We start from the raw sequence: 26,193 nt of genomic DNA on the forward strand, positions 1-26,193 counted from the left end.
AATCACCATTACCTGCGTTGTTGTTGACGATCACTAAGTCTTTAATACCGAGTTCAATTAAGCCATCGATGAGTTCAGCAGGCTGACCTGCGGTACCAAACCCACCAATCATAATGGTTGAACCGTCTTTAATTTGGGATAAAGCTTCAACTAAAGACTGTGACGATTTATCGATCATCCAACAACTCCCTCTGTACAACATATTTTAATATTTGGGGAATCCACGATTAGCGCAATTTCAATCTGGACGGAGATTGAAATATGCAACTAAATCGCTTGGATTCCGTCACTCCATTCTTGATAAATTAAAAAGCTTGAGCTACCTTGAAAAAAGGTTTTTGTACGATTTACAGATTTTTTGTTCGATGATCGAACAATATCTTGAGTATATTGCTCAAGATTCTAAATCAGCATTAATAATTCAATTTTTAAAATAGCAAGGAAAATGCTGTGTCTACAGAATCAGACTCAAGGAACAGACAACTTCAAAATCCAGATAATAAAAAGTGGATTCGTCATGAAGACTTTATTGCAGGTATCAGCAAAGGACTGGCTATCCTAGATTGTTTTGCAAATGACCGTCACCGTTTAAATGTGACCATGGCTGCAGAAAAAACAGGGTTGACTCGAGCCGCTGCAAGGCGACATTTAATGACTTTAGAATATTTAGGTTATTTAGAATTTGATGGTCATTACTATTATTTAACACCTAAAGTTTTAAAATTTTCAGGTGCATATTTAAGTGGTGCACAGCTGCCTAAAATTGCTCAGCCATTGTTGAATTTACTCACTCAGCAAACCTCTCTCATTTATTCCGTGATGGTATTAGATGGCTACGAAGCTATTACGATTGCACGTAGTGCAGCGCATCAACAGACTGATCGTGTTAATCCTTATGGATTACATTTAGGTAATCGACTACCCGCTCATGCGACATCTGCAGGGAAAATTTTATTAAGTTATTTATCCAAGGAAGCACAACAAGAATGGTTGGAAAAATATCCACTCAAAGCACTCACCAAATATACGTATACCGATAATGAGAAATTTATAAAATTATTAGCAGAAGTTAGAGCTGATGAATATTGTTACTCAGCTGAAGAACATGAGTTAGGCGTACATGCTTTGGCTGTACCTATTCACAATCATCGTGCTGATGTTGTCGCAGCATTGAACATTGTGTCACCGACAGGTAAAACCAGTAAGGAATATTTAATTCAGTATATTCTGCCCTTATTACAGCAAACCTCGATTGAATTTAGACAATTTGTTTAATAAAAAAACACACCAAATTGTGGAGCAATTTGGTGTGTGCTAAAAATTAGCCAATGGATTAAGCTTGACTTCGAGGATTAACTCGCTTTTTGGAGTGGTAGTCCAACATAGTTTTCAGCAAGCGTAGTTTGCCCTGCTTCTGAACCAAGAATATAACTTAATTCAGCTTGTTTGATTTTATGCTCGAATTCGGTTTCTGTCTCAAAACGATGTAATAAATGAGTCATCCACCAAGAGAAACGCTCTGCTTTCCATACACGTTTTAAGCAATTTTCAGAATACTGCTCAATCCCCTGCTCAGAACCCGTTTGATAATATTCAATGAGAGCTTGAGAAAGATACGCAATATCAGATGCAGCGAGGTTTAAACCTTTAGCTCCTGTTGGCGGTACAATATGAGCAGCATCACCCGCCAAGAACATTTTACCAAAACGCATTGGCTCAGTGACAAAACTACGTAATGGCGCAATACTCTTCTCAATTGATGGACCAGTCACGAGCTTTTCACGGCTTTCAGGATCTAGACGATTTTTTAACTCTTCCCAAAATTGCTCATCTGACCAATTTTCAACTTTATCCGTTAACGGTACTTGTAGATAATAGCGACTTCTCGTGTTAGAACGCATACTGCATAATGCAAATCCACGATCAGATTGCACATAAATTAGTTCCTCCGCAACAGGAGGTACATCTGCCAATACCCCTAACCAGCCAAATGGATAGACTTTCTCAAAAGTTTTAATTTTGTCTTCTGGCACACTGGCACGGCACACACCATGGTACCCATCACAACCTGCGATAAAATCACATTCAACTTTAACTTGCTGACCATTATGCTCAAAAGTAACACTTGGTTGACCGTAGAAATCATGTATTTGAACGTTAGCTGATTCATAGTATGAAGTGAGTTGAGCCGCTGTGCGAGCCTGCATTAAATCTTTGGTGACTTCAGTTTGGCCATATACCGTAACTTGTTTACCACCCGTCAACTGCGTTAAATCAACACGGTGCTTTTCACCATTGGTTAGAATTTCAATACCCTGATGAGGTAACCCTTTTTCACGGAGTTGCTGATCTACACCAGCTTCAGTCAATAAATCTACTGAAACTTGCTCTAAAATCCCAGCACGGATACGACTGGCAACATATTCAGCACTACGCTGTTCAATTAAAATATGATCAATACCCGCTTTATAGAGCAGTTGACCGAGTAATAAACCTGCTGGACCTGAACCAATAATCGCGACTTTGGTTTTTAAAATTTCCATATTGCAAACACCCTCAATTTTTTTCCTTTTGTAAAACCTAATGAAATTCCAACTGAGGTACTAGACTTTAGCCCTAAATACGACCGAATTTAGTGACAAATGACCGATCATCGGACAAGATATCAGAATTAAAGGGTGTAAATCAGAGCAATATCATGCGCAATGAATTGATTTCAAATGCTAAAAATAAAGAAGTAATTCAATATGATGATTATATTGCAGGCCTTGCTAAAGGTTTGAATCTATTAGAGTGCTTTGGTGTTGAACGTCAAAAATTAAATGTCACCCAAATTGCTGAACGTACAGGATTGAGTCGCAGCGCAGCACGACGATATTTAAGAACTTTAAAATTTTTAGGTTATTTAGACACAGATGAACATTTTTATTGGCTCACCTACAAAGTTTTACGCTTTTCAAGTGCTTATCTAAGCTCTGCATATTTGCCAAAAGTCGCTCAACCTATGCTGAATTTACTCAGTATCAAAACTGCACTGAGCTATTCAGTCACGGTACTCGATGAACATGAAGTAGTACCTGTTGCGAAAAGTGTTCCTCAACAGAACGAATCATCTAAAATGAGTCCGTTGGGTATTCATCTAGGTAATCGCCTTCCAGCCTACGCCACCTCAACAGGTAAAATACTACTCTCAAGATTGAGCCATGATGAACTTAATCAATGGCTTGCACAATATCCACTCAAGAGATTAACGCCTTTTACCATCATAGATCATCAAAAGTTTATAAACACTATTGCAACTGTTCAAAAACAAGACTATTGCATTTCTACAGAAGAACATGAATTGGGAATTATTGCTTTAGCTGTCCCTATTCTCAACATGCAAGGTGATACTGTAGCCGCACTCAACTGTATCGGATCCAGCCACAGAATTACAGAAACATATTTAATCCAAAATATTTTGCCCCAGCTTAAACAAGTAGCTCATGATTTGCGCGCTATTTTATAAAATTCGGAAGATTCGAATGAACTTTTAAGATTTTTTTCCTTTCTTTAACTGAGGCGTTCATTTTTTTAATCCCTAGTACTTTAGTATATTTTTCAAGTACTTCTTCGCAAATATGGATCCATTTAATCTAAAATATATCTAAGTTAATATTTTTTTGCTTGAATTTGGATCCAATAATGCTAAATTCATGCACATTGCAGACGTGTTGATTATTTCATCAATACCAGAATATGGACGGGTTCTGACTGCGATGAACACCTTAAACATTACTAGGATGACTTCTGAAGTCTGCCTACGTTTATGACATGTAATCACATGCCACACGTAGTGCTTTTCAATGAGGTCTTATTCCATGGAGAAAGTAAATGGTTCAGAACCCGCGTGAGGAAATGAATAACAAGACCATGAATGGGTTTCAGTGGTTTGTTATCGGTATCTGTATTTTATTAAATGTTATTGATGGCTTTGACGTTCTTGTCATGGCCTTTACTGCTGCATCTGTTTCTGCCGAGTGGGGACTGACTGGCGCTGAACTTGGTGCACTATTGAGTGCTGGCCTATTTGGTATGGGTGCTGGCTCACTATTTCTTGCACCTTGGGCTGACAAAATCGGTCGCCGCCCACTCATCTTACTTTGCCTTCTTATCTCTGGAGTAAGTATGGTTGCAGCATCATTTGCTCAGACTGCAATGCAACTTGGCATGATGCGTTTTGTGACTGGTTTAGGCATCGGCGGTATTCTCGCAAGTAGTAATGTTATTGCAAGTGAGTACGCATCTCTGCGTTGGAGAAGTCTCGCAGTCAGCTTACAATGTACAGGTTACGCGATTGGTGCAACCGTTGGTGGGATTATTGCAATTGCGCTTATCAGCAATTTCGGATGGCGTGCAGTCTTCTTAACAGGTGGTTTAGCGACTTTATTCATGTTGGTCGTGTCTTATTTCACCTTACCAGAATCACTTGATTACCTTTTGGTTAAACAGCCAAAAAATGCTCTAGAACGTATTAATGTTTTAGCAAAGAAAATCAATATTACCCCATTACAGCAACTTCCTACGGTCACTATGACCAGCGAACAAGCAAAGAGTGGTTTGGCACGTTTGTTCAGCCCTAAATTGGCACTTCAAACGATTTGTATCTGGTTTAGCTTCTTCTTCGTTATGTTTGGTTTCTACTTCGTAATGAGTTGGACACCAAAAATCTTATCTGCAAATGGGATGACCACTGAACAAGGTGTAACAGCAGGTGTCCTGATTAGTGCTGGCGGTATGTTTGGTGCTGCGCTGTTAGGTCTGATTAGTTCACGTATCCGTATTTACTATGTTCAAGCGGCTTTCCTTGCCTTAACTGCAATCTTGATCTGGTTATTTGTGAACAGTACTGGTTCACTCATGATCGCATTCATTCTTGCTTTATTCCTTGGCATGATGTCAAACGGATGTGTCGCAGGTCTATATGCGATGTCTCCTGCAATCTATGATGCTGATGTTCGTGCGACTGGTGTAGGTTATGCGATTGGTTTTGGTCGTGTAGGCGGTATTTTGTCTCCACTAGTTGCAGGTGCTTTCCTCGACAGTGGTATCTCATCACTTGTACTTTACGGTTATTATGCGTTGGCATTCGTTGCAGCCATTATCATGGTATTAAGCATTTCAAAACTCAAAAATAAAGAAACTGCACAATTGCATTTCCAACAACCAACATCTGCATAATCATTTTTTAAATACTTTAGAGCTAGACAAGACGTCTAGCTCCACTTTTCATATAGGGACAATAATGAGATTTTCTGCAATCTTTTTAGGGGTAATTGCGTCTGGATTTCTATCAACAACGCAAGCAAATTCATTTATAGATGATTCATCAGTCAATCTAACAGCTCGCAATTTTTATTTTGATCGCGCATATACACAAGATGCATCAGGTAAAAATCAGAAAGACTGGGCTCAAGGTTTTATCTTTAAAGCTAATTCAGGCTATACACCAGGTACCTTAGGACTAGGTTTAGACATTATGGCACTGGCAGGTTTTAATCTTTTAGGCAGTGATGCCGATGATTATGCAGCTTCGGGATTACTGCCAACCAGTCCATCAGGTAAAGCTGATCAGTATGGAGAAATTCGCTGGACGGCAAAAGCGAAAGTGGGCAAATCGACTTTACATGGGGGTACACTCGCACCAATGTTCCCTGTTTTGTTCTCTTCACCAGCTCGTTTATTCCAGCAAAATTATCGAGGTACACATCTTCAAATCAATGAAGTGGATAATTTGAAAATTCATGCCCTGTATGTGGATCGTGTGAATCAACGTGATTCAACAGATTATGAAAAAATTAAAGTTGGCAATCCTAATAATCGATTTAAGACTGCTGCCGAATCATCTGGCTTACACATGCTTGGTGCTGAATATAAATTTAACGATCAAATTAGTGCGCAACTCTTTCATGCCACCCTTCATGATGTTTATCACCAAAATTTCATTGGTGCAAAAAGCAAACATGATATAGGTATTGGGCATTTATTAGGGGATGTACGCCTGTTTGTGAGTGAAGACTCAGGTGAAGCTCGTGCAGGACATATTGAAAATCAACATTTGAGCGGTATTTTTGGGCTTAACCGTAACAATCATACTTTCAGTTTGGGCTATATGCAGTCTTTTGGTGATACAGCTCTTCCGACCTTAGCGGGTTCAGAGCCAGCAGTGTTCTTAGATAGTATGAGTGCTGATTTCACCAACATTAATGAAAAAGTCTATCACGCACGCTATGACTATGACTTTAAAGACACTTCATTGAAAGGTCTAAAGTTTATGACTCGTTATAGTAAAGGCGATGATATTGAAATTCGTAACACCGACAATCAGACGTTTGAACAAGATGCTCTTGATTTCGAGCTCAGCTATCGTGTTCCAACGGGTAAACTCGAAGGTTTAAATATTCGTACACGTTATAGTCGCTACCGTAACGATATCCCACCAGTAGGTATGGCATTTAAGTCGGATGACGAAATGCGTGTCAACATTGATTACACTTGGAAATTTAAATAAAACAAAGTTAAAGGGAGTTCAACGGAACTCCCTTTAACACAAATACCTTTCATCGATCACAGCTCATATTTTAATTTCACATCCATTTCACAAGATTGCCAGTAGATTAAAAAATAAGAATAAATTAGTGGATTGAGATCATGAAACACGTCAAAAAAATTGTGGCTGCGACATTGAGCCTTCCTCTACTCTTTTTATCAGGCTGTGCAAGCATCCCAAGTTACTCTGATGATTATGCTCAAGCAAGATCGACAGTTCAAGGCATCACCATGACGCCTGCCAAAGCTCAAGATATAGGAGTTCGTTTTACCAGTGCATTCAATACTTTAGGTACACCTGAATTCACTAACCGAGCAAGCAATCTGTATGCTGACAGTTTATATATCAATGACACACTTTCACAATTTAGTAAGCGTGAAAATCTAGTCGAACACTTCAAAGGTATGAATAACCGTGTCAGTAATGTTTCAGTCAAATTGCTCAACACATCACATTTTGACGACTCAGCCTATGTGCATTGGCGTATGGCATATGATTTTAAAATCTTCGGCACGACTCGAAGCATGGAATCACATGGAATTAGTGAAATAAAACTCAATGAGCAAGACAAAATTGTGTTTCAGCAAGACTTTTGGGACCCAGCTGATGGCTTATTTCGCTCACTACCATATGCTGGAGGGTTATACGCATGGTTATTACCTTTCAAAAAATCGCAATAATGACCCTCTCTGCTTTGAGTCTATTCTTCTTACCACTCGCGCATGCACAAAGTGTGCGTGAGTGTGGTCAAGGAGACCTCAAAGTTGGACAAAAAAATGTCGGTAAAGCAACTTATTTCGCTCAAAATTGTCAAAGCACTTGGAAGAATCAAGATATTCGCATGGACTTTGCTTATACTCAAAATATTCCAGAATGGGCTTTTAAAAAGGCTGCAACGCACTTTCTCAAACGAAATGTCAAACAAGCCAATACGTTGAAACAGCTTGACCAGATCACACAATTGTATCAACCCGTTCGATCTGGTGATATTTACAGTCTAAGCTATACCCATACGACCCAGACTTTAACTTTGAGTCTAAATCAAAAAATTTTGGGTAAAGTTCAATACATGAATGCCAATGATTATTTTAATATTTGGCTGGGTTCGTCTCCATTTAGTGATACTTTAAAAAAGCAATTATTGGACTAATCGTGTCGCCATGACTAAACATTTTATTTTAATGGTCGAAGATCATTACGAACTTGCTTCAACATTATGTGAATTTTTAGAAGAGCATAATTTTGTGGTTGATCATGCGCGTAATTTGGATGTGGCACGTCAACTGCTCAAGCAACATCCTTATCATATTCTACTGTTAGATATTAATTTACCTGACGGTACAGGGTATGACCTGTGTGAATGGCTTCGCAATGAACAGGGACTCGACCTCCCGGTACTGATGCTGACTGCTCGTGATACTTTGGATGATAAATTAAAAGGTTTCCGAGCAGGTACAGATGATTATTTAGTCAAACCATTTGATTTTAATGAATTGGTTTATCGTGTTCGTGCACTGATCAAACGCTCATTAGGAGAAGTATCTAACAGCCAAATCAAAATTCACGATCTTACATTAGACCCTGCTTTACAGCAAATCACACGTGCAGGTCAAATGATCGATCTGCCACCTATTCAATTCAAACTTTTAAAATTACTTATGCGAAACTCACCTAAAGTGCTCACTAAACAGGAGATCATGCTTGAGTTATGGGGGGATGAAGAACCAGAAAGCGATGCACTCAGAAGCCATATCTATAATTTAAGAAAAATGGTCGATAAGCCCTTTGAACAAAAATTAATACACACCGTTTCAGGGGTAGGTCTAAAGATCGCAGTTGAATAAAATTAGTTACTACTGAATTCGCACTTCAGATCAAATTCCCCCAAATACACTATTTTGGAGGCTGATCATTCAAGTAAACGACCACAATCAGTCCTGAACTGAGTGACAAGTCAACTTTTGGATGAGTCATCAAATAGTATTCACGATCAAATAACTCTACTCTCCAGCCAAGTTGTTTACATAATTTTTGAACCAGTTGTAGCCCGATACCATGACCTTTGATATCGAGTTGCAGCTGCTGATTCGTTAACTCTTGCACCTTAGAGTTATTCGGTAAATCAATCCCGATACCATTATCTGCGACCAACACTTTATTTTTTTCGAGAATAACATTAATGCTTGTACCTTGAGAGTAATTCAATGCATTTCTTAAAATATTGCTGAATACCATTTTCGTCATCGATGGATATAAATGACGTTTGACCTCATCAACTTCGATGTTTAAATCGATACTCATTCCTTTAGCCAAACTGACACTATTCAAGTCGCTTACAACATCTTGAAGCAGTTCAGATAAACGGGTTTTTTCACTTTGTAAATTACTTGTGGTATTTCGAGCAATCGCCAAAAGTGTATCGACCAATAACTGCATATCTTCAATTGTGTTTTGCAATCGAGTAAAGGATTTGTTATCACCATAACGGGCCTGACAAAGTTGTACATTGCCCTTCAATATTGTGAGCGGTGTTCGAAGTTCATGACTAACATCGCCAGTAAACTCTCTTTCACGCTGAATGAATTCGCTTAGAACTTGATGATATTTTTCAAGTGCTTGCTTGAGATATTCAGCCTCCAAATTAGAATCTGTTTTAATTTCTTTAAATGGTGATGCTCGATTATTCTGATGTTCCCAATCGATATGTTCGAGTGCATTGGCTAAGCGTGTGATGGGCGAAAAATAGCGGCGTGCACGGCGATTCCACCACCACAACACACTGTATAGCAAAAATAAGCTGACCATGAGTGGCGCTAAACCAAACAGCCAAATAAGCTTATTAACATTACTTTCACCAAACACTAAAAAAACGTGTTCACCATTGCGTGTCCCATAAACTGTCATCCGGTCTTTACCATCGATATAGTGTCGATGTACACCCGATTGGAGTTTTAAATTACGAAATTCAGAGGGGGCTAACTCGTCATCGGACCAACGATATCCATATAAATTTTTAGTGTCGGGTAAAGCAGCTTCTGGATTACGCTCCATACGCTGCCAGTAATGCTCCATCTCCTGTTCGAGCGCTGTGGTCAGCAATGTTCCTTTAATGACCCAAGCACTGCAACCAATCCCAATCACAATAGACAAGGCAATAAGACCAATTTGTAGCCAATAATAGCGGTTAAACACCTCACCCAAAGGATGATCGCGTTTATCCCTAAATAGCCTCATCATGGACATGTACCCTCTTCACCTTATCGCTAAAATTAGTTTGAACTTCAAACAGCTCGCTTCTTAAACAAATAATGGCCAATCACCCACTCACGACCTTTGTCATAACCAAACAGTTCTGCACAAGCCATGAAAAAGATTCTCCAACGTTGCCACCAGATTTCCGCATCTTGACCATAAGTTTGCTTAAATAGTGGTTTAAGTAAGTCCTTTTTTAGGTCCATATTATTTAACCATGCATTGGCTGTATGTTCATACTGTTGTCCAGACCATTGCCATTGGTTTTCTAGCTGTAAATGATCCTGAAAGTGCAGGAAAGTCGAAACAGCAGGCATTAAACCGCCTGTAAAAAAATATTTAGACATCCAGTCATAATCATTTTTAACTTCAAATGGATAGTGAATAAATCGATGGCAGAAAATATGACACCACAATAAACCATCTGCTTTGAGCCATTGGCTAATATTGGCAAATAATCGCTGATAGTTTCGAACATGCTCAAACATTTCAACGGATACAACACGATCAAAAGAGTTTTGCTCCAACTCGAGTTGATTTACATCACAGGTGATGACTGTCAAATTGTTAAATTGCTTTTCTTTGGCTTGTTGTTGAATGTGAAGACGTTGAGTATTGGAGTTTGATACTACCGTAATGTTGGCATTTGGATAATGCTCTGCCATATACAAACTGAGTGATCCCCAACCACAGCCTATTTCTAAGATGTCCTGACCATCTTGTAATTGCGCACGTTCACAGTAGACCTGCAGGGCATTTTCCTCAGCTTGATCTAAACTGGTTTTAGCATCATGGAATAAACTGGCACTGTACTTTAAACGCTTGCCCAACACGGCCTGAAAGAATGCTGTAGGCAATTCATAATGTTGTTCATTTGCCTTGTCTGTATCAATCGCGATTTCACTTTTTTTCAAGTCTCTTAATACATCCATATAACGCTGTGAAGCGAATACAGGGTCAAAACGACCTTCTTGCTCAAGACGTTTTTTGCAAAGTGCTTGGATACCAAGACGAATAACTTGATCTGGAACTTTGCCACTTTCAATGAGTTTTAACGATTGTTGAACGATTGAATCCATGTAATTACCTACTTTTTCGGTGGCCAAGGAAGAAACATTGATGTTTTTTGTTGGTACATCTTGTAGTTTGCACCACGATTTTTGAGCGCTTGCTGTTCACTAAATGGAATACCCGTGATGTAGTACAAAAAGAGCCACATCAACACCGGATAGATCCACAACCAAGGCGCTCCCGCCGCTATACCTAAGATTGGATAAGCAAACCAATGTATCCATTCAAAAAAGTAATTCGGATGGCGTGAATATTTCCATAACCCTTGATCCATCGTTTTGCCACGATTATTCGGGTTCAATTTAAATTGATACAACTGATGATCTGCTAGTGCCTCACCAATAAATGCAACCAGCATGATTAATCCTGAAATCAGCAGCAGCAGTTCTGTCGAGTTACTCCACTGCATCGCAGGTATACTGAGCAATTTGATCATTGGATATGAGAATAAGGAGATCAACCCAGCCTGAAATAGAAAAAAGAGAAGAAAACCTAAATGTTGAAAGTCTCCCATCGCACGGCGCATATTGGCATAACGCGTGTCCTCAGCATCTTCTCGGATATATCGTCTGAATAAATGCCATGCTAAACGGAGAAACCAAAGACCACTCGCGATCGCTAGAAAAATGCGAACAGATGTAGGGGCTTCATTCATTACATTTGCTGCGATGAGGACATTTAAAGCTATTCCAAAGCTCCAAATGACATCGACCAAACCTGCACGATGATTAAATGTCACCCAAATCCATGCACAAAGCATCAGGAAAACATTCATCACAAATAAATTGAGCAACATCGAGATGTCCTCTCACTGATTTAGTATGGACTTGCTTCAAACAATAAATGCACATCACTAATGACGCCTTCGAGAAAACCTCCTTCGCAATAACATAAATAAAAATCCCACATGCGAATAAAGTTTTCATCAAAGCCCAGTGCTAAAACTTGCTCACGCTGTTGTAGAAAACGTTCACGCCAGCAGTGAATCGTTTGTGCATAACTTAAACCAATATCTTCAAGATGCTTTAGACGTAATTTTTGTTCTGATGCAACGTTGGTCATCACGCTGATACAAGGAATAAAACTACCTGGGAAAATGTATCTTTTGATGTAATCGACCGTACTCAATGCCTTTTCATATCTCGCATCTTCAATGGTGATGGCTTGAATAAGCGCCAAACCATTAGGTTTTAACAGCTGTCTACACTTTTCAAAATATGTCGATAGATATTGAGCACCAACGGCTTCAATCATTTCAATTGAAACCAATTTATCGAATTTACCTTCAAGTAAACGATAATCTTTTAATTTAACTTCAACACGATGAGACAGACCCGCAGCGTCAATTCTAGCTTTAGCTTCGTCATATTGAGCTTGAGAAATGGTAATAGTAGTCACTTTACAACCATAGTTTTGCGCAGCATAGATCGCAAAACCACCCCATCCACTGCCAATTTCAACCAAATGATCCATCGGTTGAAGTTTCAATTTTTGGCATATGATTTCTTTTTTATAATCGGATGCTTGTTCCAAAGTCATAGATGGATCTTTGAATACCGCGCTGGAGTACATCATGCTCGGATCAAGAAATAACTTAAAAAAGTCATTACTTAAATCATAATGCTCAGCAATATTTTTGCGACTACCTTCCAATGAGTTTTTACGCGATGCATACCAAGTTTTGAGCAAGAGTTGACTCGCCTTTGCTAAGGCACTTTGGTTCATACGATCTAAAATATCGCGATTTCTCGCAAGAATTCGCACAATCTTCACTAAATCTGGTGTCGTCCAATATCCTTGAATGAAACCTTCAGCTGCACCAAGAACCCCCTGACGAAAAAGTAGATCCATCAACTTTGCATCATGGACCTCAATCACTGCGTCTAGATCACTCACCTCACCGACTGAACCCTCCCAAATCCCTTTAAAATGAATTTGGCCGTGTTTTAATTTCAGTAAATGACGTAATACCAGCGGTAGTGAAGATTGCTCTCCCATTAACAATGATTTCATATCACAGCTTATCCTTCGTTTTATTGGGATGCCGATAAAATGGAACTCTATTTATCCAAAGCTTAAAGGCATGATAATAAATACCTGCAACCATCTTGATCGGCTCAAATAGTTTAAAAACAGCATAGCGATGAAGTTGTGAAGGAAGTGTGATGGGAGTTAACTCAAAACGCATTGATGCATCGAATTGTAATTTTTCCTCTTTAAACAATTGCATAAGCACATAATTTTGTTTTTCAGCCAAACTAAACGTCCATTGATACTTCAGATCCATTGGCATGAAGGGTGACACGTGAAAAGCTTTGTCAAACTGGAAGTGGAAGCTCGTATATTCGGAATGCTGCTCCCCCCCGGTGCGACAATCGTGAACATATACCTGTCTTTCTAACCAGGGTGTATTGGTGATTTCACTGAGAATGAACTGTAATTTTTGCTGGGCATTAAATAGAAAATAAAAAACCACCGAATTAAATCTGAAACCAAGCGTGCGCGGCAAAGCCAACACCCGAATTTCAGCGAGCTCCGTCGGCTCTTCTAAAGTATGCTCTTCCAACACATGCAGAACCTTCTCTCGAATCGTGCCTTGATAGTTTGCCAAGAAGTCATCAGAATCTAGGCTCAGAAAGTTCCATTTTTTCGTTGACCAAAGTATCGAAGTTTGCGCGAAGTGTTCGAGCTGTTCTGGATCAAACCACAAATACGTCAGCTGACTCTGAAAAGCATAAGGCTTAGGCAAGTAACGGCGATGACGAATGTCAGCAACTGCAATTGCAAGCGGATACAGCTGCATAAGTACTCCTAAGCGGCTTGATTTGATGAGTTTAATAAGGCTTCAACCACCCATGACGCACTTCTTGCACCATCTTCATGAAAGCCCCATCCCCAATAAGCACCACAAAAATAGGTCCGATTTAAACCGTTTATTTCAGACCATCTTGACTGAGCTGCAATAGCTTCCGCATTAAATACAGGATGACGATAGTTACGCTGAACCCAGACTTTGTTTGGATCTAAATCAAAATTAGGATTTAATGTCGCAAAAATCTGAGTTTCACATTTCAAATTTTGTAGCTGATTCATCCAGTAACTAAATCCATAATGGACACTACTTTGCTGAAATGGAGTGACTTGACCCGCCCTATTCGGTGTGACATGCACATGCCAACTCGCCCACTGACGTTTTGATTTTGGCATAATGCTAGTATCTGAGTGCACCACCATATGATTGTCTTGATACTGAAAATTTTCTAATATTTCTATTTCTTTAACTGTCGGTTCAGCGAGCAACTTCAGTGTGTCATCTGCATGACTTGCAAATACTACCCAATCAAACTGTTCAATTCCCTGTACCGTTTCAATACTCACGTCATTTGCTGAGCGCTTGACTGACTTCACTTCTACTTTTTTAAACTGAATATGCTTTGCTTGAGTTTGAATTGCACGGATATATTTAGAAGACCCGCCTTTTACGGTTAACCATTGTGGTCGATCTTTGAGTTGCAACATACGATGATGTTGAAAAAAACTGACTACAAATTTATATGGAATTTGACCTGCTTGCTCTACTGGGCATGACCATAATGCACCGCACATCGGATAGAGATGCTCTTGCCTAAACGCATCCGAGTATCCATGCTCGTTGAGATATTGCTCAATAGTGTAATGCGGGTCGGTCCCATCTACATCAAGATCTTTATTCGCTGCATAAAATCTGAATAGATCTGCCAGCATCGCTCTAAAACGGGTCTTTAAAAAGTTCTGTGGTTTGAATAATAATGAGAATTTCTTGGAAGGGTTATATTGCAGTCCTGTGACCTGATTATTAACTGAAAACCCCATATCGCTGCTTTGAGCTTGTACACCAAGCTCCTTCAACATCTCACAAAATAAAGGATAGTTGTGTTCATTAAAAACAATGAATCCGCTATCCACTGCAACTTGCTCACCATCGATCTTTAATTGATGAGTATCAGTATGTCCCCCAAAATAATTATTCTTTTCAAATACGGTCACCTCATGCAACTTACTCAACTTCCAAGCTGTATAAAGTCCTGAAATACCCGATCCAATAATTGCAATTTTCATCTTGATTCCTTTGACTGAACTTGAGAATGTTGGCGTTTGGCCATTTTCGAACGCGTAATTTTACTTGCTTCATAGACTCGAGCTGGTATGGGTTTCATTCCCCAAACCAAGCCAAACCATGACATAAATTTTAAGATGTAATAGGTCACATCGATCTGCCACCAATAGAACCCTTGGCGCGTACTTCCAGCATAAAAATGATGATTATTGTGCCAGCCTTCACCAAGTGTAATCAGAGATAAAAATAAGTTGTTGCGACTATGATCATTCGTCTCAAAATCTCGGCTTCCATAATGGTGAGCCAGTGAGTTAATGCACAATGTGGCATGAATAAGCAAAACAGTTGAAATTGCGCCTCCCCATACCAATAACTGTAAACCACTGGTTCCCCAATGTGGCCACATCCAAGCAGCCCATTCCCCAAGACCATAAATTCCGATAGCCGTTATTAGGACGATCATCAAACTAAAACGATCTAACCAAATCAGCTCCGGAAACTTCAGCCAATCTTTAATGACACTTTTACGCGTTGAAAAATTATATTCATTTAAAAACCAACCAACATGGCTATACCAAAATCCATGCGTTGATGAATGTGGGTCTTGAGGAGTATCTGTATAACGATGATGATATCGATGATGTGCTGCCCACCATAATGGTCCACGCTGCGCACTCATTGTGCCAATTAAAATAAAGATAAATTGCAGCCATCTCGAAGTTTGAAAAGTTTTGTGTGACAAATAACGATGAAAAAAAGCCGTGATTGCGAACATGCGAATAAAATAAAAAAACAACATAAATGCAAAAGCAAACCAAGAAAACCCGACCCAAAACACTGCCAGACAAGCAAGATGCAGTAGGATAAAAGGAATTATTCTGAGCCATTGAATCTGTTTACTCTCAGAGGTCAATGCTTCATGTGGTACGCTTACGGACCAACTATCCAGCCATTGCATGAGGCTTTTTAACATACAGTCATCCCAAACTAAGCAATCGATCTTTATGATTTAAATAAAGTGTAGTTCTTGATATATGAAGTTTATGTGAAGCACACGCTGTATCTTGAATTTCACGCTTAATCATTGAATTTAATATTAATTTAATTTCATCATATAAACTTAACTCACCCTCATTTTGACTACACAAATGCTGATCAATGAGCACTTCAACCCCTTTTATACCCTCGTTGAGTTACATGACTGCACACTGATAAACCAAACCGAGAAGGTATGTATCTCGATTCAACAAAATAATCATAGGCAAACCTATTGAATCTCGATATAAACTATAGGGAGAAATAAAAAACCAAGAATATTGATGAAAAAGTTGAGACAACGATGTCTGAAACGCATGTAGAAACTGTATCGGATTCTAAACTCGCCCCTGATTTAAGAATGGTGCAAATCAATCAAAATTATGTTGCTTGTGAAGAGTGCGATACTCTCTTTCGCAAATCCGATTTATATAAGAATGAACGTGCCTATTGTTCGGCTTGCGGTTCCGAGCTCTATCGTAAAATTCCAACATTTAACACACTGTTGGCCTTAGTCTGTACTGCGTTAATTATCTTTGCGATTGCCAATAGTTTTTCAATTGTCAAAGTTGAACTCCAAGGCATTTATTCAGAAACCACATTATTGGGTGCGGCTTGGGCAATGTTCGAGGCAGATCGTGCTTTTGTAGGCTTTCTTATTCTGATGACCACTTTTGTTGTCCCTTTGGCCTACTTACTTCTGATGGGATATATTCTTTTGATGGCCATGTTCAATAAAAATGTTATTGCAACCCAACAGTATGCATCACTTAAACTCGCATTACGGTCACTATTTCAATTAAGAGCTTGGGGAATGGTTGAAGTCTTTCTGATCGGCGTTTTAGTCACCTTAGTGAAATTAGTGGGGATGGTGGTTGTGATTCCTGGAATTGCCTTATGGGCATTTGCCATTTTAAGTGTTTTGTTGGTCTATTTAGTATCAATCAAAATCAAGGATCTATGGAATGTAATTGATGGAAATCAAATCTCATGACCATTACTTCCACTCATACGAATCAACCCGATCAGATGAAGCATTCGCCACACCCTGTGCAGAAACCCGCCTCATTAGAAACGCTTGCACCGCGTGCAATTGATCTTGAGCTCACACTTTGTCATTGCTGTGGAACACTCAACCGCATGACGTCCTTGTCGGCCATGGAACAAGCACGAAAATCCCGCTGTACTCGTTGTGATAGCCCCTTACATACCCGAAAAACCCGAAGTTTAGAACGAACTTTAGCTTATTTAATTGCAGCGAGTATTCTTTATATACCAGCCAATGTTTTACCGATGACAATTACAGAATCTATTCTTGGTCGTCAACAAGACACGATTATGAGTGGAGTCATCTATTTCTGGAAAAGTGGTGACTATTTCGTTTCGTCCGTTATTTTTATTGCCAGTATATTTATTCCACTACTGAAATTGGTCATCCTTGCTCTCCTGCTCAGTGCTGTACATTTACAAGCCTCAAAAAAAATTCACCTCTCACCGAAGCATTGCTCGATCATGTATAGAGTCGTGGAGTTTATTGGCCGTTGGTCAATGATTGATGTTTTCGTTGTCGCCATGCTCGCAGCACTAATCCAAATTCAATCATTGGCAACTATTTTAGCAGGCACAGGTGCAGTCGCTTTTGGTGCAGTGGTGGTTTTGACCATGTTAGCCTCACTGAGTTTTGATCCTAGAATCATTTGGGACAACTATTACGTTTCAATTCTGAGTCAGCATGAAAAAAAAAATGACGCTTCAGAACATTGAGATTTACATAAAACCCTTTCACTTCTTGCTTGATATTCATATGATGAAGCGTACAAACAACAACCACATTACGATTTAATAAGATCAATAACTATGTCAGAAAACCAATCGAGTAATGGTCATCCTCATGATGAACAAGTTCTGAGTCAGGTCGGTGTACCTGATAAGAAACGTAGCAAATGGAAACCTTCTCTCATTTGGATTATTCCAATTGTGGCATTACTCATTGCATTTTCATTAGCTCTCAAGGCGTATTTGAATACTGGTCCTGTTATTGAGGTTTCTTTTAGGACTGCAGAAGGCATTGAAGCTGGCAAAACTACAGTTCGTTATCGTCAAGTTAATGTAGGTCTAGTGCGTGAAATTGACCTTTCGGAAGATCGGTCTCATATCATTGCTAAAATTGAACTTCGGAAAGATGCCAGTAATTTTGCTACGGAAGATTCACGTTTTTGGGTAGTGAGACCACGTATTGGTGCAAGTGGGGTTTCAGGTATCGATACTTTACTTTCTGGCGCATATATTGAAGTAGATGGCGGTAAATCAGATGTCAAAACCACTTCATTTAAAGGGCTAGAAACTCCACCCGTCGTGACTTCCGATGTTCCTGGAAAAATCTTTTTCTTAAAGGCACAAGATTTAGGTTCGCTCGATTTCGGTTCACCTATTTATTATCGAAGAATCAACGTTGGACAAGTAACCTCATACCAACTGGCTGATGATGGAAAAAGCGTTGAACTTCAAACTTTCATTAAGTCACCTTATGACAAATTTGTCACCACAGATGCGCGTTTCTGGCAAGCCAGTGGTGTAGATGTCAATTTGAATGCTTCGGGCTTTAGTTTAAACACACAATCTTTGGCAAGCATCATTTCGGGAGGGATCGCATTTGGTTATCCTGAAAATTCTGATGCAGCTCCTGCTCCGAATAAAATGAAATTTGAATTATTTGACTCTGAAAAGCTTGCGCTTAAAGAGCCTGATCTTAATCCAAGACGGATCGTAATGTATTTCAATGAGTCATTGCGAGGTTTATCAGTAGGAGCTCCAATTGATTTCATGGGTGTCGAAGTCGGTACTGTGAAAAAAATCAACACTGAGTTCTACAATAATCACTCGCAAATTCGAATGCGTGTTGATGCTGAAGTTTATCCTTCACGTATTGCTGGAGGTCATGAGTTGGACCCGCAAGGTACAGTATTCAAGCAATTTGTTGAGCGTGGTTGGCGAGCTCAAATGCGGACTGGCAATTTACTTACAGGTCAAAACTACATTAGCTTTGATCTTTTCCCTAAAGCTAAATATGCCACTGCAATCCGTCGAAATGATGGTGTAGTTGAAGTTCCAACAACTCCTACAGAATTAAAAGGCCTTCAAGCACAAGTGTCCCAAATCGCCGATAATGTATCTAAATTTCCATTGGTTGAAATTGGTCAGGACGTTCGTCAAACCTTGGCTAACTTAGATAAAACTATACGATCTTCAAAAAGTTTGGTCGATCAACTGGATGGCAAAGTTGCGCCTAATTTACAAGCCACTTTGGATGATGTTCGTAAAACAGTTCAGTCTTCTGAAACCATCTTGGCAAGTGATGCACCATTACAACAAGATCTACGTCGTGCTTTACAACAAATTACCCGTGCCGCAGCTTCATTGCAGTTAATGGCAGATCAAATAGAACAAAATCCTGAGTCATTGATTCGTGGAAAAACAGCGGAGCCGAAGAAAGATGACAGAGAATAAATTATTGAAATCTCAGCAACGCTGCTACCTAAAAATCCTTTCAAGCTTGAGTGTTGGTTTGTTTGCACTCATCGTCAGTGGGTGCTCTTCATCCCCTACGCCTAAGTTCTATTCATTGAGCACTCAAACGCTAACATCATCTTCGTCAAATCAAAAAGTGAGGATGATTGAGGTGCTTCCTGTTGGATTATCCGATCGTTTAAACCGAATTCCATTGGTAATTCAACAAGAAAATGGGCAGGCTAAAGTATTGTTCGATGATCGTTGGACTTCTACTTTATCGGCTGAATTGAGAGATGCCGTTTCTGCGCGTTTACAGCAAACATTAGGTGCAGTGGATCGTTATAATAGTGGTATGACTGGAGGACAAGCAGCCTATCGAATTGCCTTAGATTTTTCTAACTTTGATTTCATCGAAAAATCAAATCAGCAACGCTTTATGCTTATGAATACGACTTGGACTTTACGATATGATGATCCCAATCGCCCCTTATCCACACCCATAAACGCTCAAACATTACCTCAACGTCATCAACTCAGTTGTCGGATGAGTTTTTATGAAGAAATTCCACAAAAATCTAAAGACTTAAATACTTTAGTCACTGTTTCGCAAAAAGCCATTGATCAACTTTCAATCAGTATTGCAAGTTCAGTCAAGCACTTAGAAAATAGGAATCAACCTCATACTGGTGCGGTATGTGGTTAAGCATATATCGATCACAAACTGATTTTTTATTTTAAAAAAATCATGTCTTTTTAGATCTAAAAGATTAAGCAAGATCTATGACTTATTGAGATGGATCCTTTAAATAGTGAATGACTTATAGATTTGGTTCAACTAAGTGTTCCCAAAAATGGGCATCATGATGTTGAAGATATCTCCCCACCTTAGGATTGAATCGTATCACCTCCTAATAAATGATGGGAGAATGTTTTGTTAAGTACTGAATCACGTATGATTTCTTTTTCATTGCGGATCTCAAAATTTCAGCACTCGTCTGATCCATATACTAAATCGCTAAGCCTTCATCTTTAAAGCTTCCAAACAAATGAGGGTAGTGCGCTGATGTAAATATTTGAGTAGGTCGCCACAATTTGAAACTGTCATTAAACACATGGCTTCATTTTGATATTGTGCTTATTTTAAAGCTGGAGGTTTATTTTTGATAGTATAAAGACATATTTCCCCATCTTGGTTTTGAATGAGTTTTAAAAATCATCCATCTCTTTTGACTCTATACAAACTGTCTGCATAAGAAATTAGATCATAAACACTGCTATTCATGCGTGCTCTAATTTAGAATCCAAACAATATTTAAAAAAACATTTTGTGAGTAATTTGATAAAAATATTTTGTGGTAAGAATCACAAAAATTAAGCGCGACAACTGAAATGCCACAATAATTGGCACCGATAGACCTAATACTTTTGCCATTAAGGACATTTCAGCAATCCCCCCCGGAGACAGTCCAAGTAATAGAACTTTTTCATCCACTGAAGCCCATTGAATGAGTCCAAAAACAAATATAATTGAGAGCATCAATGCCAATAAATTAAAAAGAATCGTGAGCAATAAAAAACGTTTATTGTCTTTTAGAAAGCCAAATGGAAATTTACTGCCCAATGACCAACCGATACAGAGTTGTCCAAATGCAATCAACCAATTAGGCAAACTATGCTGAAGAATACCGATGTAAGACAGCAAACCAATAATTAAAATCGGACCTAAAATCCAAGCATTCAGCACATTGAGATGCTCAAATAATTTTGCGATGCCTAAAGCCAATAAAAAAATCAAAATGGTGGAGCTAACATCAAAATGCTGCACGGTCATCAATGTTGTATGCCAATCAACTTCCAAATAAAGGCTCATAAAAATGGGTAATAACACAACTAGAATCACAATTCTTAGGCTATGGGTGGCTGCAACTTTATCGACCTGTGCCTGATATTTTTCAGCTATATTGACCATTTCACTAGCACTACCAATCGCTGATGCAAACCATGCCGTTGACCAATCTAGGCGATTAAAAAGATATTGAAGAGTCGCTAAAATCAAATTCAGCACGATGGACCATAAAATACCTATCAAGATAAATATCCAATAAATTGATAAGGCATTGACAAGCACTGATGTGAAGTATAGCCCCAAAGCCATACCAATAATCACTTGTCCTGTCTGACGCCAACGTACGTGACATGGATTAGATATCCCAAAACTGCCAATGATGACCGTGATCAGAAGTGGACCTAATAACCAAGGTAGTGGTAGACCAACAAGAATACCAAGCCATGCACCAATGAAGGTAATTGCCAATCCTTTGGCATTCGATTTGATGTTTTCCATATTCCTCACCAATGATGGTCAACATCATGTTGACCATCAGCTTGGGTTAGATTGATTTTTGTTTTTTTACAAATAGGTATTTGCGTACAATCGGTAGGATCAGTAACAGTGCGGACATCACCCAAAGACCAATACTGATTGGACTACTCCATAAAATGCTAAGTTCACCTTGAGAGATGGACAACGCACGGCGTAAATTCGATTCCATCAACTCACCTAATACGAAACCTAAAATGAGCGGTGCAAGTGGGAAGTCAAATTTACGTAAGATATAGCCAAACACACCCAAACCAAGGCATAGCAACAGATCAAAGATATTGCTATGAATCGCATAAACCCCAATAAAACTCACGGTTGCGATAATTGGAATCAAGATATAGCTAGGTACACTCAACATTTTTGCAAAGAAACCAACCAATGGAAGGTTCAGCACAAGTAAAATAATGTTCCCTACCATTAATGAAGCAATCAGTGCCCATACCAAAGTTGGTTGCTCAGTAAACAGTTGTGGCCCAGGTGCAATGTTATACATTAATAATGCACCCATCATGACCGCTGTGGTCCCTGAACCTGGCACGCCAAGGGTTAACATGGGAACAAATGAACCACAGGCCGCAGCATTGTTGGCACTTTCAGGTGCAGCAAGTCCACGCAAATCGCCTTTACCAAACTGACTGTTGTCCTTCGCCATTTTACGTTCAGTGGTATAGGCCATGGCACTAGCTACAGTCGCACCTGCCCCTGGTAAAATCCCAGAGAAGAATCCAATCAATGAACCACGAATGATGGTTGCGAGTGAACTAAAGAATTCTTTGACATTAAATAAAGAGCGTTTACCTTGTTGTAATACGACTTTACCAATGGTGGTACGTTCAAGTAACAGTAAGATCTCGCTGATACTAAATAGACCAATCACGAGTGTAGTAAAGGCGATCCCATCACTTAAACCGACACTATCAAAAGTAAAACGGTAAACACCGGTAATTGCATCCATTCCAACAGTCGAAAGAGCCAGCCCCATTAATGCCATAAGAAAGGTTTTAACAGGTTGGGTACTCACCAATCCCGTTAAACAAACGATCGCAAAAACCATCAATACAAAGTATTCAGCAGGACCAAATGCAATTGCCCACTTTGCTAAAAGCGGTGCAAATAACACAATCCCAATAAATGCAATCGTACTGCCAATAAAGGAACTGACTGAAGATAATGACAGCGCAATCCCTGCTTTACCTTGTTGTGCAAGAGGATAACCATCCAAGGTTGTCATCACAGCGCCCGCATCGCCTGGTACATTCAGAAGAATTGCGGAGATACGGCCACCATATTCGCAGCCCAAATATACAGCAGCCAATAAAATCAGTGCGCTATCGACGGGTAAACCTAAGGCATAAGCAAATGGTAAAAGAATCGCAACACCGTTGATTGGACCTAAACCGGGCAATAAACCGACGACAGTTCCAATAAAAGCCCCAATGAAGGCAATTAATAAGTTTTTCGGTTGTAAGGCAACCTCAAAACCCATCATTAAAAAATTTAATATTTCCATATGGTTGTTATCCTTAACCAAAGAGCCCAAGCGGTAAAGGCACGTCTAACACACGGTCAAACATATAATAAGTACTCAGACTTAAGACAATACTGGTAATTACAATCGGGATCATTTTGCCGTTAAACAAACGTCCAAGCGCGATTGTGAGTAACAAAGTAGCCCCCATAAATCCAAGAAACTCAAAGACAGCAGCATAGATTGTCAAAGCCACTACACACAGGACCAATTTACCAACCAAGTGCTTTGTCCACCCTAGCTCAACTACCTCAAACATAATGGCTGGCCGAACCGTTAAGTAAAAAGCACTGAAAGTGATCAAGCTCATGAGGAGCACCGGAAAGGCTTTTGGTCCGACTGGGTCGTAAGAAATGGGGGCTTGAAAGTTCAATGCGTAGATCAATAAGCCCAATCCAATAACAGTAATGATGGCTGTAAGCATGCGTTCAGATTTCATCAGCTTCCCTCTAAACAAAACTGAGTTAGAACAACTGTCCTAAATCAGTCTGTTGATTATTTTGATAATTTGTATTCTTCCGATAACTGACGCATTTCATTGGTTTGCTTATATACATACGCTGCTAGTTCGTCGCCAGTCATTTCAAATGGCAGTAAATCTTGATTGTCACGTACTGCATCAAATCTCTGATCTGCCATCATTTTTTCAAAGGCTTTTTTCCACCACTGATAAGCATCATCACTGACTTTTGGTCCCACATAGAAACCACGAATGACAGGCCACTCAAGGTCATAGCCTTGCTCAATTGCGGTAGGTAGATTTGAAAATTTACCTTCCAATCTATCTTTGGAAAACACCGCTAAAATACGAATTGAGCCGCTGTCTAAATGTGAACCAACTTCACTGACATTACCTACACCCACTTGTATATGCTGCCCCAAGAGTGAGGTTAAAACTTCGCCACCTCCTTCTAATGCAACGAAGCTCATATCGGCAGGATTCACGCCTGCTTTTTTCGCTAAAATTGCTGTTTGCATCCAATCCTGACCACCAACACTACCTGCACCACCAAAGCTGAGTTTCTTCGGATTTTCACGCAATGCCTTCATCAAATCATCAAGGTTTTTCAGTGGTGAATCTTTGTGAACTGCTACAAGCCCATAATCAACGGCAACACCTGAAAGCCACTTCACATCTTTTTCTGTGAAATTACCAAATTTGCCTTGGGCCAAGTTCAATAGTGAGCCTGTGGAAAATGCAATCACAGCATTATCGTTCGCTGGGTCATTGTTAACGATTTTGTTATATGCCACTGCCCCTACACCACCCGGCATATACGTTACACGAACGGGTGACTCAAGAACTCCCGCTTCTTTAAAGCCGGATTGCATCAGTTTACAGGTCATATCAAATCCCCCCCCTGGCTTAGCCGGTGCGATACATTCTGCTCGTTTAGGTTGGCCGGGTTCTTTTGATGCATTTCCTGTACCACAACCCACTAACACTGCTCCTGTAAATGCGAGTGCTAACCATTTCATTTTTTTCATAGCAAACTATCCTTATTGCTGAATTATTAATTGATGTATGTCCATGTTTTACCTATTTCCAATCTAACCTCTGGCCTAGATTGGTTTGGGTGTTTACTTCGTTTTAGCTCGTTGTTTTGCAATTCTCTCTTCCACAGCGAACTTTAATAAAGCTGCACTACGATAGAAACCGTGAGCGAACTTACCAAAGGGAATTGTTAAGAAGAAAGTCATAACTGTTGCGAGATGAATTATCAGGAGTAATGCCATTGCCGAGGTATCACGAAATGCCAAGAGCAATAAACCGGTGACACTGATCAGCAGAAGCAAGAAAATAAATCCACGGTCCATTGGCTTTTGCTTCACATCACCATGTAAAGGATGACGTTTAATATTGAGATATAACAATCCTACTGGGCCAATGATTAAGCCAATTCCACCCAACGTACCTAAAATTACGGGTAAACTGCTGTAGGCATAGGGTGCTTGAAGACCAAAAAAATAGTGATAGAACGTTGCAACGCTTGTTGCTGCAAAACAGAGTAAAAAGCCATACATTGTGAAGTGATGATAAACACGACGGATTTGTGTATATCGATCATCTTCTTCATTACAACCTTTACCATGCCCACCATCTAAATATTTGAGCGTGAGAACATTTTTAGAAGCTTGTAGAATATCTGGCTGCGCCACGCCTTCAGGAATAATTTTAGAGGTTTGCTTCCAGAATTTTGCAATGCCTAAACCCAATAGCACAAACGCTAAAATAAACACTGAACCAAACAGCACTGCTAAAAAATTGTGAGGAAAAATGGCGTAGAAATCACCTTGGTAGCGACCAAATAGATCGGTGCCATTCATCCAAACACCTGCCAACATCAGTAAGAAAAATAGTACTGACATTGCAGAAACCAGTGGAATGCCTGTTTTTTGATAGATTGATCCAAATGCAGCAGGGACTGCAAATTCTTGATAAGTCTCTAATCGAACTTGTGCCATGGCTTGCGGAATATTGACGCCAAATTCATGCGGTGGCGCATATTGGCAAGCATGTAAACACGCACCACAGTTATGACAAAGATTAGCCATATAGTGGATATCCGCCTGCGTAAACTCAAGACGTTTGGTCATGGCAGGGAAAACCGCACAAAATGTTTCACAGTAACGACAAGCATTACAAATCTGTAAGGCTTGTTTGACTTGATCTTCGTTCTGACTCAACTGCACGATAGGAATTAAATTTTTTGCATTGGCATTCATAA

25 protein-coding genes are annotated in these 26,193 nt (G+C 39.5%); 11 read left to right on the plus strand and 14 right to left on the minus strand.

The window, feature by feature from the left end; genetic code table 11:
- A partial coding sequence (locus AC1M9A_RS12570) for a CoA-transferase (protein ID WP_481594077.1) occupies positions 1-178 on the minus strand: 178 nt, incomplete at its 3' end.
- A gap of 272 nt (positions 179-450) precedes the next feature.
- Between AC1M9A_RS12570 and pcaU the strand changes: the two genes are divergently transcribed.
- Positions 451-1,275 (plus strand): IclR family transcriptional regulator PcaU, encoded by an 825-nt coding sequence (gene pcaU / locus AC1M9A_RS12575; RefSeq protein WP_481587829.1) that lies wholly within the window; start codon positions 451-453, stop codon positions 1,273-1,275.
- A gap of 77 nt (positions 1,276-1,352) precedes the next feature.
- Here the strand turns inward: pcaU and pobA are convergent, their stop codons facing one another.
- Positions 1,353-2,543 (minus strand): 4-hydroxybenzoate 3-monooxygenase, encoded by a 1,191-nt coding sequence (gene pobA, locus AC1M9A_RS12580; protein ID WP_481610331.1) that lies wholly within the window; start codon positions 2,541-2,543, stop codon positions 1,353-1,355.
- 155 nt (positions 2,544-2,698) lie between these two features.
- Between pobA and AC1M9A_RS12585 the strand changes: the two genes are divergently transcribed.
- The 6 genes from AC1M9A_RS12585 (at position 2,699) to AC1M9A_RS12610 (ending at position 8,433) form a co-directional block, all read left to right on the plus strand.
- Positions 2,699-3,508, plus strand: a complete 810-nt coding sequence (locus AC1M9A_RS12585; protein WP_180000496.1) for an IclR family transcriptional regulator domain-containing protein — start codon at positions 2,699-2,701, stop codon at positions 3,506-3,508.
- Positions 3,509-3,873: 365 nt separating this feature from the next.
- Positions 3,874-5,220: an MFS transporter gene (locus AC1M9A_RS12590; RefSeq protein ID WP_481594067.1), complete on the plus strand. Its 1,347-nt coding sequence runs from the start codon at positions 3,874-3,876 to the stop codon at positions 5,218-5,220.
- A gap of 64 nt (positions 5,221-5,284) precedes the next feature.
- Positions 5,285-6,550: an OprD family outer membrane porin gene (locus tag AC1M9A_RS12595; RefSeq protein ID WP_481610332.1), complete on the plus strand. Its 1,266-nt coding sequence runs from the start codon at positions 5,285-5,287 to the stop codon at positions 6,548-6,550.
- A 140-nt stretch (positions 6,551-6,690) separates the two neighbouring features.
- Positions 6,691-7,269 (plus strand): nuclear transport factor 2 family protein, encoded by a 579-nt coding sequence (locus tag AC1M9A_RS12600; protein WP_171260728.1) that lies wholly within the window; start codon positions 6,691-6,693, stop codon positions 7,267-7,269.
- Entirely contained in the window at positions 7,239-7,739 is a 501-nt protein-coding gene (locus tag AC1M9A_RS12605) for a chalcone isomerase family protein (RefSeq protein WP_180028019.1), read from the plus strand. Before AC1M9A_RS12600 ends, AC1M9A_RS12605 begins: the two co-directional genes overlap by 31 nt.
- Positions 7,740-7,749: 10 nt before the next feature.
- Positions 7,750-8,433 carry a response regulator transcription factor gene (locus AC1M9A_RS12610; RefSeq protein ID WP_180028020.1) on the plus strand — a complete coding sequence of 228 codons (684 nt, stop codon included), beginning with the start codon at positions 7,750-7,752 and terminating at the stop codon, positions 8,431-8,433.
- A 49-nt stretch (positions 8,434-8,482) separates the two neighbouring features.
- On the opposite strand, the gene AC1M9A_RS12615 is transcribed toward AC1M9A_RS12610, so the two are convergent.
- Genes AC1M9A_RS12615 through AC1M9A_RS12645 form a run of 7 tightly spaced genes read right to left on the minus strand, consistent with a single transcriptional unit; the run spans position 8,483 to position 15,981 of the window.
- Positions 8,483-9,826 carry a sensor histidine kinase gene (locus AC1M9A_RS12615; RefSeq protein ID WP_481591954.1) on the minus strand — a complete coding sequence of 448 codons (1,344 nt, stop codon included), beginning with the start codon at positions 9,824-9,826 and terminating at the stop codon, positions 8,483-8,485.
- A gap of 44 nt (positions 9,827-9,870) precedes the next feature.
- Positions 9,871-10,920, minus strand: a complete 1,050-nt coding sequence (locus AC1M9A_RS12620) for an SAM-dependent methyltransferase (protein WP_481610333.1) — start codon at positions 10,918-10,920, stop codon at positions 9,871-9,873.
- 8 nt (positions 10,921-10,928) lie between these two features.
- Entirely contained in the window at positions 10,929-11,708 is a 780-nt protein-coding gene (locus AC1M9A_RS12625; RefSeq protein WP_481610334.1) for a DUF1295 domain-containing protein, read from the minus strand.
- A gap of 20 nt (positions 11,709-11,728) precedes the next feature.
- Positions 11,729-12,925 (minus strand): class I SAM-dependent methyltransferase, encoded by a 1,197-nt coding sequence (locus tag AC1M9A_RS12630; RefSeq protein WP_481610335.1) that lies wholly within the window; start codon positions 12,923-12,925, stop codon positions 11,729-11,731.
- Between the two features lies 1 nt (position 12,926).
- Entirely contained in the window at positions 12,927-13,715 is a 789-nt protein-coding gene (locus AC1M9A_RS12635) for a DUF1365 domain-containing protein (protein WP_035269389.1), read from the minus strand.
- A gap of 8 nt (positions 13,716-13,723) precedes the next feature.
- Positions 13,724-15,010, minus strand: coding sequence for an NAD(P)/FAD-dependent oxidoreductase (locus tag AC1M9A_RS12640; protein WP_481610336.1), 1,287 nt, complete (start codon positions 15,008-15,010; stop codon positions 13,724-13,726).
- A complete protein-coding gene (locus AC1M9A_RS12645; protein WP_481610337.1) occupies positions 15,007-15,981 on the minus strand; it encodes an acyl-CoA desaturase in 975 nt (324 codons plus the stop codon). The genes AC1M9A_RS12640 and AC1M9A_RS12645 overlap by 4 nt, the downstream gene beginning before the upstream one ends.
- A gap of 423 nt (positions 15,982-16,404) precedes the next feature.
- On the opposite strand from AC1M9A_RS12645, the gene AC1M9A_RS12650 reads away from it, so the two are divergent.
- The 4 genes from AC1M9A_RS12650 (at position 16,405) to AC1M9A_RS12665 (ending at position 20,256) form a co-directional block, all read left to right on the plus strand.
- The gene (locus tag AC1M9A_RS12650; RefSeq protein WP_228143131.1) at positions 16,405-17,037 is read left to right on the plus strand and encodes a paraquat-inducible protein A; all 633 of its coding nucleotides are present in this window, start codon (positions 16,405-16,407) and stop codon (positions 17,035-17,037) included.
- Between the two features lie 35 nt (positions 17,038-17,072).
- Positions 17,073-17,807, plus strand: coding sequence for a paraquat-inducible protein A (locus tag AC1M9A_RS12655; RefSeq protein WP_481596570.1), 735 nt, complete (start codon positions 17,073-17,075; stop codon positions 17,805-17,807).
- Between the two features lie 93 nt (positions 17,808-17,900).
- On the plus strand, positions 17,901-19,550 hold the full coding sequence (locus AC1M9A_RS12660; protein ID WP_481589476.1) for a PqiB family protein: 1,650 nt from the start codon (positions 17,901-17,903) through the stop codon (positions 19,548-19,550).
- Positions 19,537-20,256: a PqiC family protein gene (locus AC1M9A_RS12665; RefSeq protein WP_481610338.1), complete on the plus strand. Its 720-nt coding sequence runs from the start codon at positions 19,537-19,539 to the stop codon at positions 20,254-20,256. Before AC1M9A_RS12660 ends, AC1M9A_RS12665 begins: the two co-directional genes overlap by 14 nt.
- Positions 20,257-20,865: 609 nt before the next feature.
- Here AC1M9A_RS12665 and AC1M9A_RS12670 read toward each other — a convergent pair.
- From AC1M9A_RS12670 to tcuB, 5 genes are all read right to left on the minus strand, one after another.
- Complete coding sequence (locus AC1M9A_RS12670; RefSeq protein WP_481610339.1) at positions 20,866-21,897, minus strand: AbrB family transcriptional regulator; 1,032 nt, start codon at positions 21,895-21,897, stop codon at positions 20,866-20,868.
- Between the two features lie 46 nt (positions 21,898-21,943).
- A complete protein-coding gene (locus AC1M9A_RS12675) occupies positions 21,944-23,446 on the minus strand; it encodes a tripartite tricarboxylate transporter permease (RefSeq protein ID WP_481610340.1) in 1,503 nt (500 codons plus the stop codon).
- A gap of 13 nt (positions 23,447-23,459) precedes the next feature.
- Positions 23,460-23,906, minus strand: a complete 447-nt coding sequence (locus tag AC1M9A_RS12680; protein ID WP_481610354.1) for a tripartite tricarboxylate transporter TctB family protein — start codon at positions 23,904-23,906, stop codon at positions 23,460-23,462.
- A 53-nt stretch (positions 23,907-23,959) separates the two neighbouring features.
- Positions 23,960-24,952, minus strand: a complete 993-nt coding sequence (locus AC1M9A_RS12685) for a Bug family tripartite tricarboxylate transporter substrate binding protein (RefSeq protein ID WP_481610341.1) — start codon at positions 24,950-24,952, stop codon at positions 23,960-23,962.
- A gap of 93 nt (positions 24,953-25,045) precedes the next feature.
- Positions 25,046-26,191: a tricarballylate utilization 4Fe-4S protein TcuB gene (tcuB, locus tag AC1M9A_RS12690; RefSeq protein ID WP_481610342.1), complete on the minus strand. Its 1,146-nt coding sequence runs from the start codon at positions 26,189-26,191 to the stop codon at positions 25,046-25,048.
- Positions 26,192-26,193 lie beyond the last annotated feature (2 nt).

It is taken from the genome of Acinetobacter sp. ANC_7634 (genome assembly GCF_056779875.1).

Coding starts and splice junctions, on each gene's coding strand:
- pobA (WP_481610331.1), bottom strand. CDS start 2,543: ATGGAAATTTTAAAAACCAAAGTCGCGATTATTGGTTCAGGTCCAGCA.
- AC1M9A_RS12585 (WP_180000496.1), top strand. CDS start 2,699: ATGCGCAATGAATTGATTTCAAATGCTAAAAATAAAGAAGTAATTCAA.
- AC1M9A_RS12590 (WP_481594067.1), top strand. CDS start 3,874: ATGGTTCAGAACCCGCGTGAGGAAATGAATAACAAGACCATGAATGGG.
- AC1M9A_RS12595 (WP_481610332.1), top strand. CDS start 5,285: ATGAGATTTTCTGCAATCTTTTTAGGGGTAATTGCGTCTGGATTTCTA.
- AC1M9A_RS12600 (WP_171260728.1), top strand. CDS start 6,691: ATGAAACACGTCAAAAAAATTGTGGCTGCGACATTGAGCCTTCCTCTA.
- AC1M9A_RS12605 (WP_180028019.1), top strand. CDS start 7,239: ATGGTTATTACCTTTCAAAAAATCGCAATAATGACCCTCTCTGCTTTG.
- AC1M9A_RS12610 (WP_180028020.1), top strand. CDS start 7,750: ATGACTAAACATTTTATTTTAATGGTCGAAGATCATTACGAACTTGCT.
- AC1M9A_RS12615 (WP_481591954.1), bottom strand. CDS start 9,826: ATGATGAGGCTATTTAGGGATAAACGCGATCATCCTTTGGGTGAGGTG.
- AC1M9A_RS12620 (WP_481610333.1), bottom strand. CDS start 10,920: ATGGATTCAATCGTTCAACAATCGTTAAAACTCATTGAAAGTGGCAAA.
- AC1M9A_RS12625 (WP_481610334.1), bottom strand. CDS start 11,708: ATGTTGCTCAATTTATTTGTGATGAATGTTTTCCTGATGCTTTGTGCA.
- AC1M9A_RS12630 (WP_481610335.1), bottom strand. CDS start 12,925: ATGAAATCATTGTTAATGGGAGAGCAATCTTCACTACCGCTGGTATTA.
- AC1M9A_RS12635 (WP_035269389.1), bottom strand. CDS start 13,715: ATGCAGCTGTATCCGCTTGCAATTGCAGTTGCTGACATTCGTCATCGC.
- AC1M9A_RS12640 (WP_481610336.1), bottom strand. CDS start 15,010: ATGAAAATTGCAATTATTGGATCGGGTATTTCAGGACTTTATACAGCT.
- AC1M9A_RS12645 (WP_481610337.1), bottom strand. CDS start 15,981: ATGTTAAAAAGCCTCATGCAATGGCTGGATAGTTGGTCCGTAAGCGTA.
- AC1M9A_RS12650 (WP_228143131.1), top strand. CDS start 16,405: ATGGTGCAAATCAATCAAAATTATGTTGCTTGTGAAGAGTGCGATACT.
- AC1M9A_RS12655 (WP_481596570.1), top strand. CDS start 17,073: ATGAAGCATTCGCCACACCCTGTGCAGAAACCCGCCTCATTAGAAACG.
- AC1M9A_RS12660 (WP_481589476.1), top strand. CDS start 17,901: ATGTCAGAAAACCAATCGAGTAATGGTCATCCTCATGATGAACAAGTT.
- AC1M9A_RS12665 (WP_481610338.1), top strand. CDS start 19,537: ATGACAGAGAATAAATTATTGAAATCTCAGCAACGCTGCTACCTAAAA.
- AC1M9A_RS12670 (WP_481610339.1), bottom strand. CDS start 21,897: ATGGAAAACATCAAATCGAATGCCAAAGGATTGGCAATTACCTTCATT.
- AC1M9A_RS12675 (WP_481610340.1), bottom strand. CDS start 23,446: ATGGAAATATTAAATTTTTTAATGATGGGTTTTGAGGTTGCCTTACAA.
- AC1M9A_RS12685 (WP_481610341.1), bottom strand. CDS start 24,952: ATGAAAAAAATGAAATGGTTAGCACTCGCATTTACAGGAGCAGTGTTA.
- tcuB (WP_481610342.1), bottom strand. CDS start 26,191: ATGAATGCCAATGCAAAAAATTTAATTCCTATCGTGCAGTTGAGTCAG.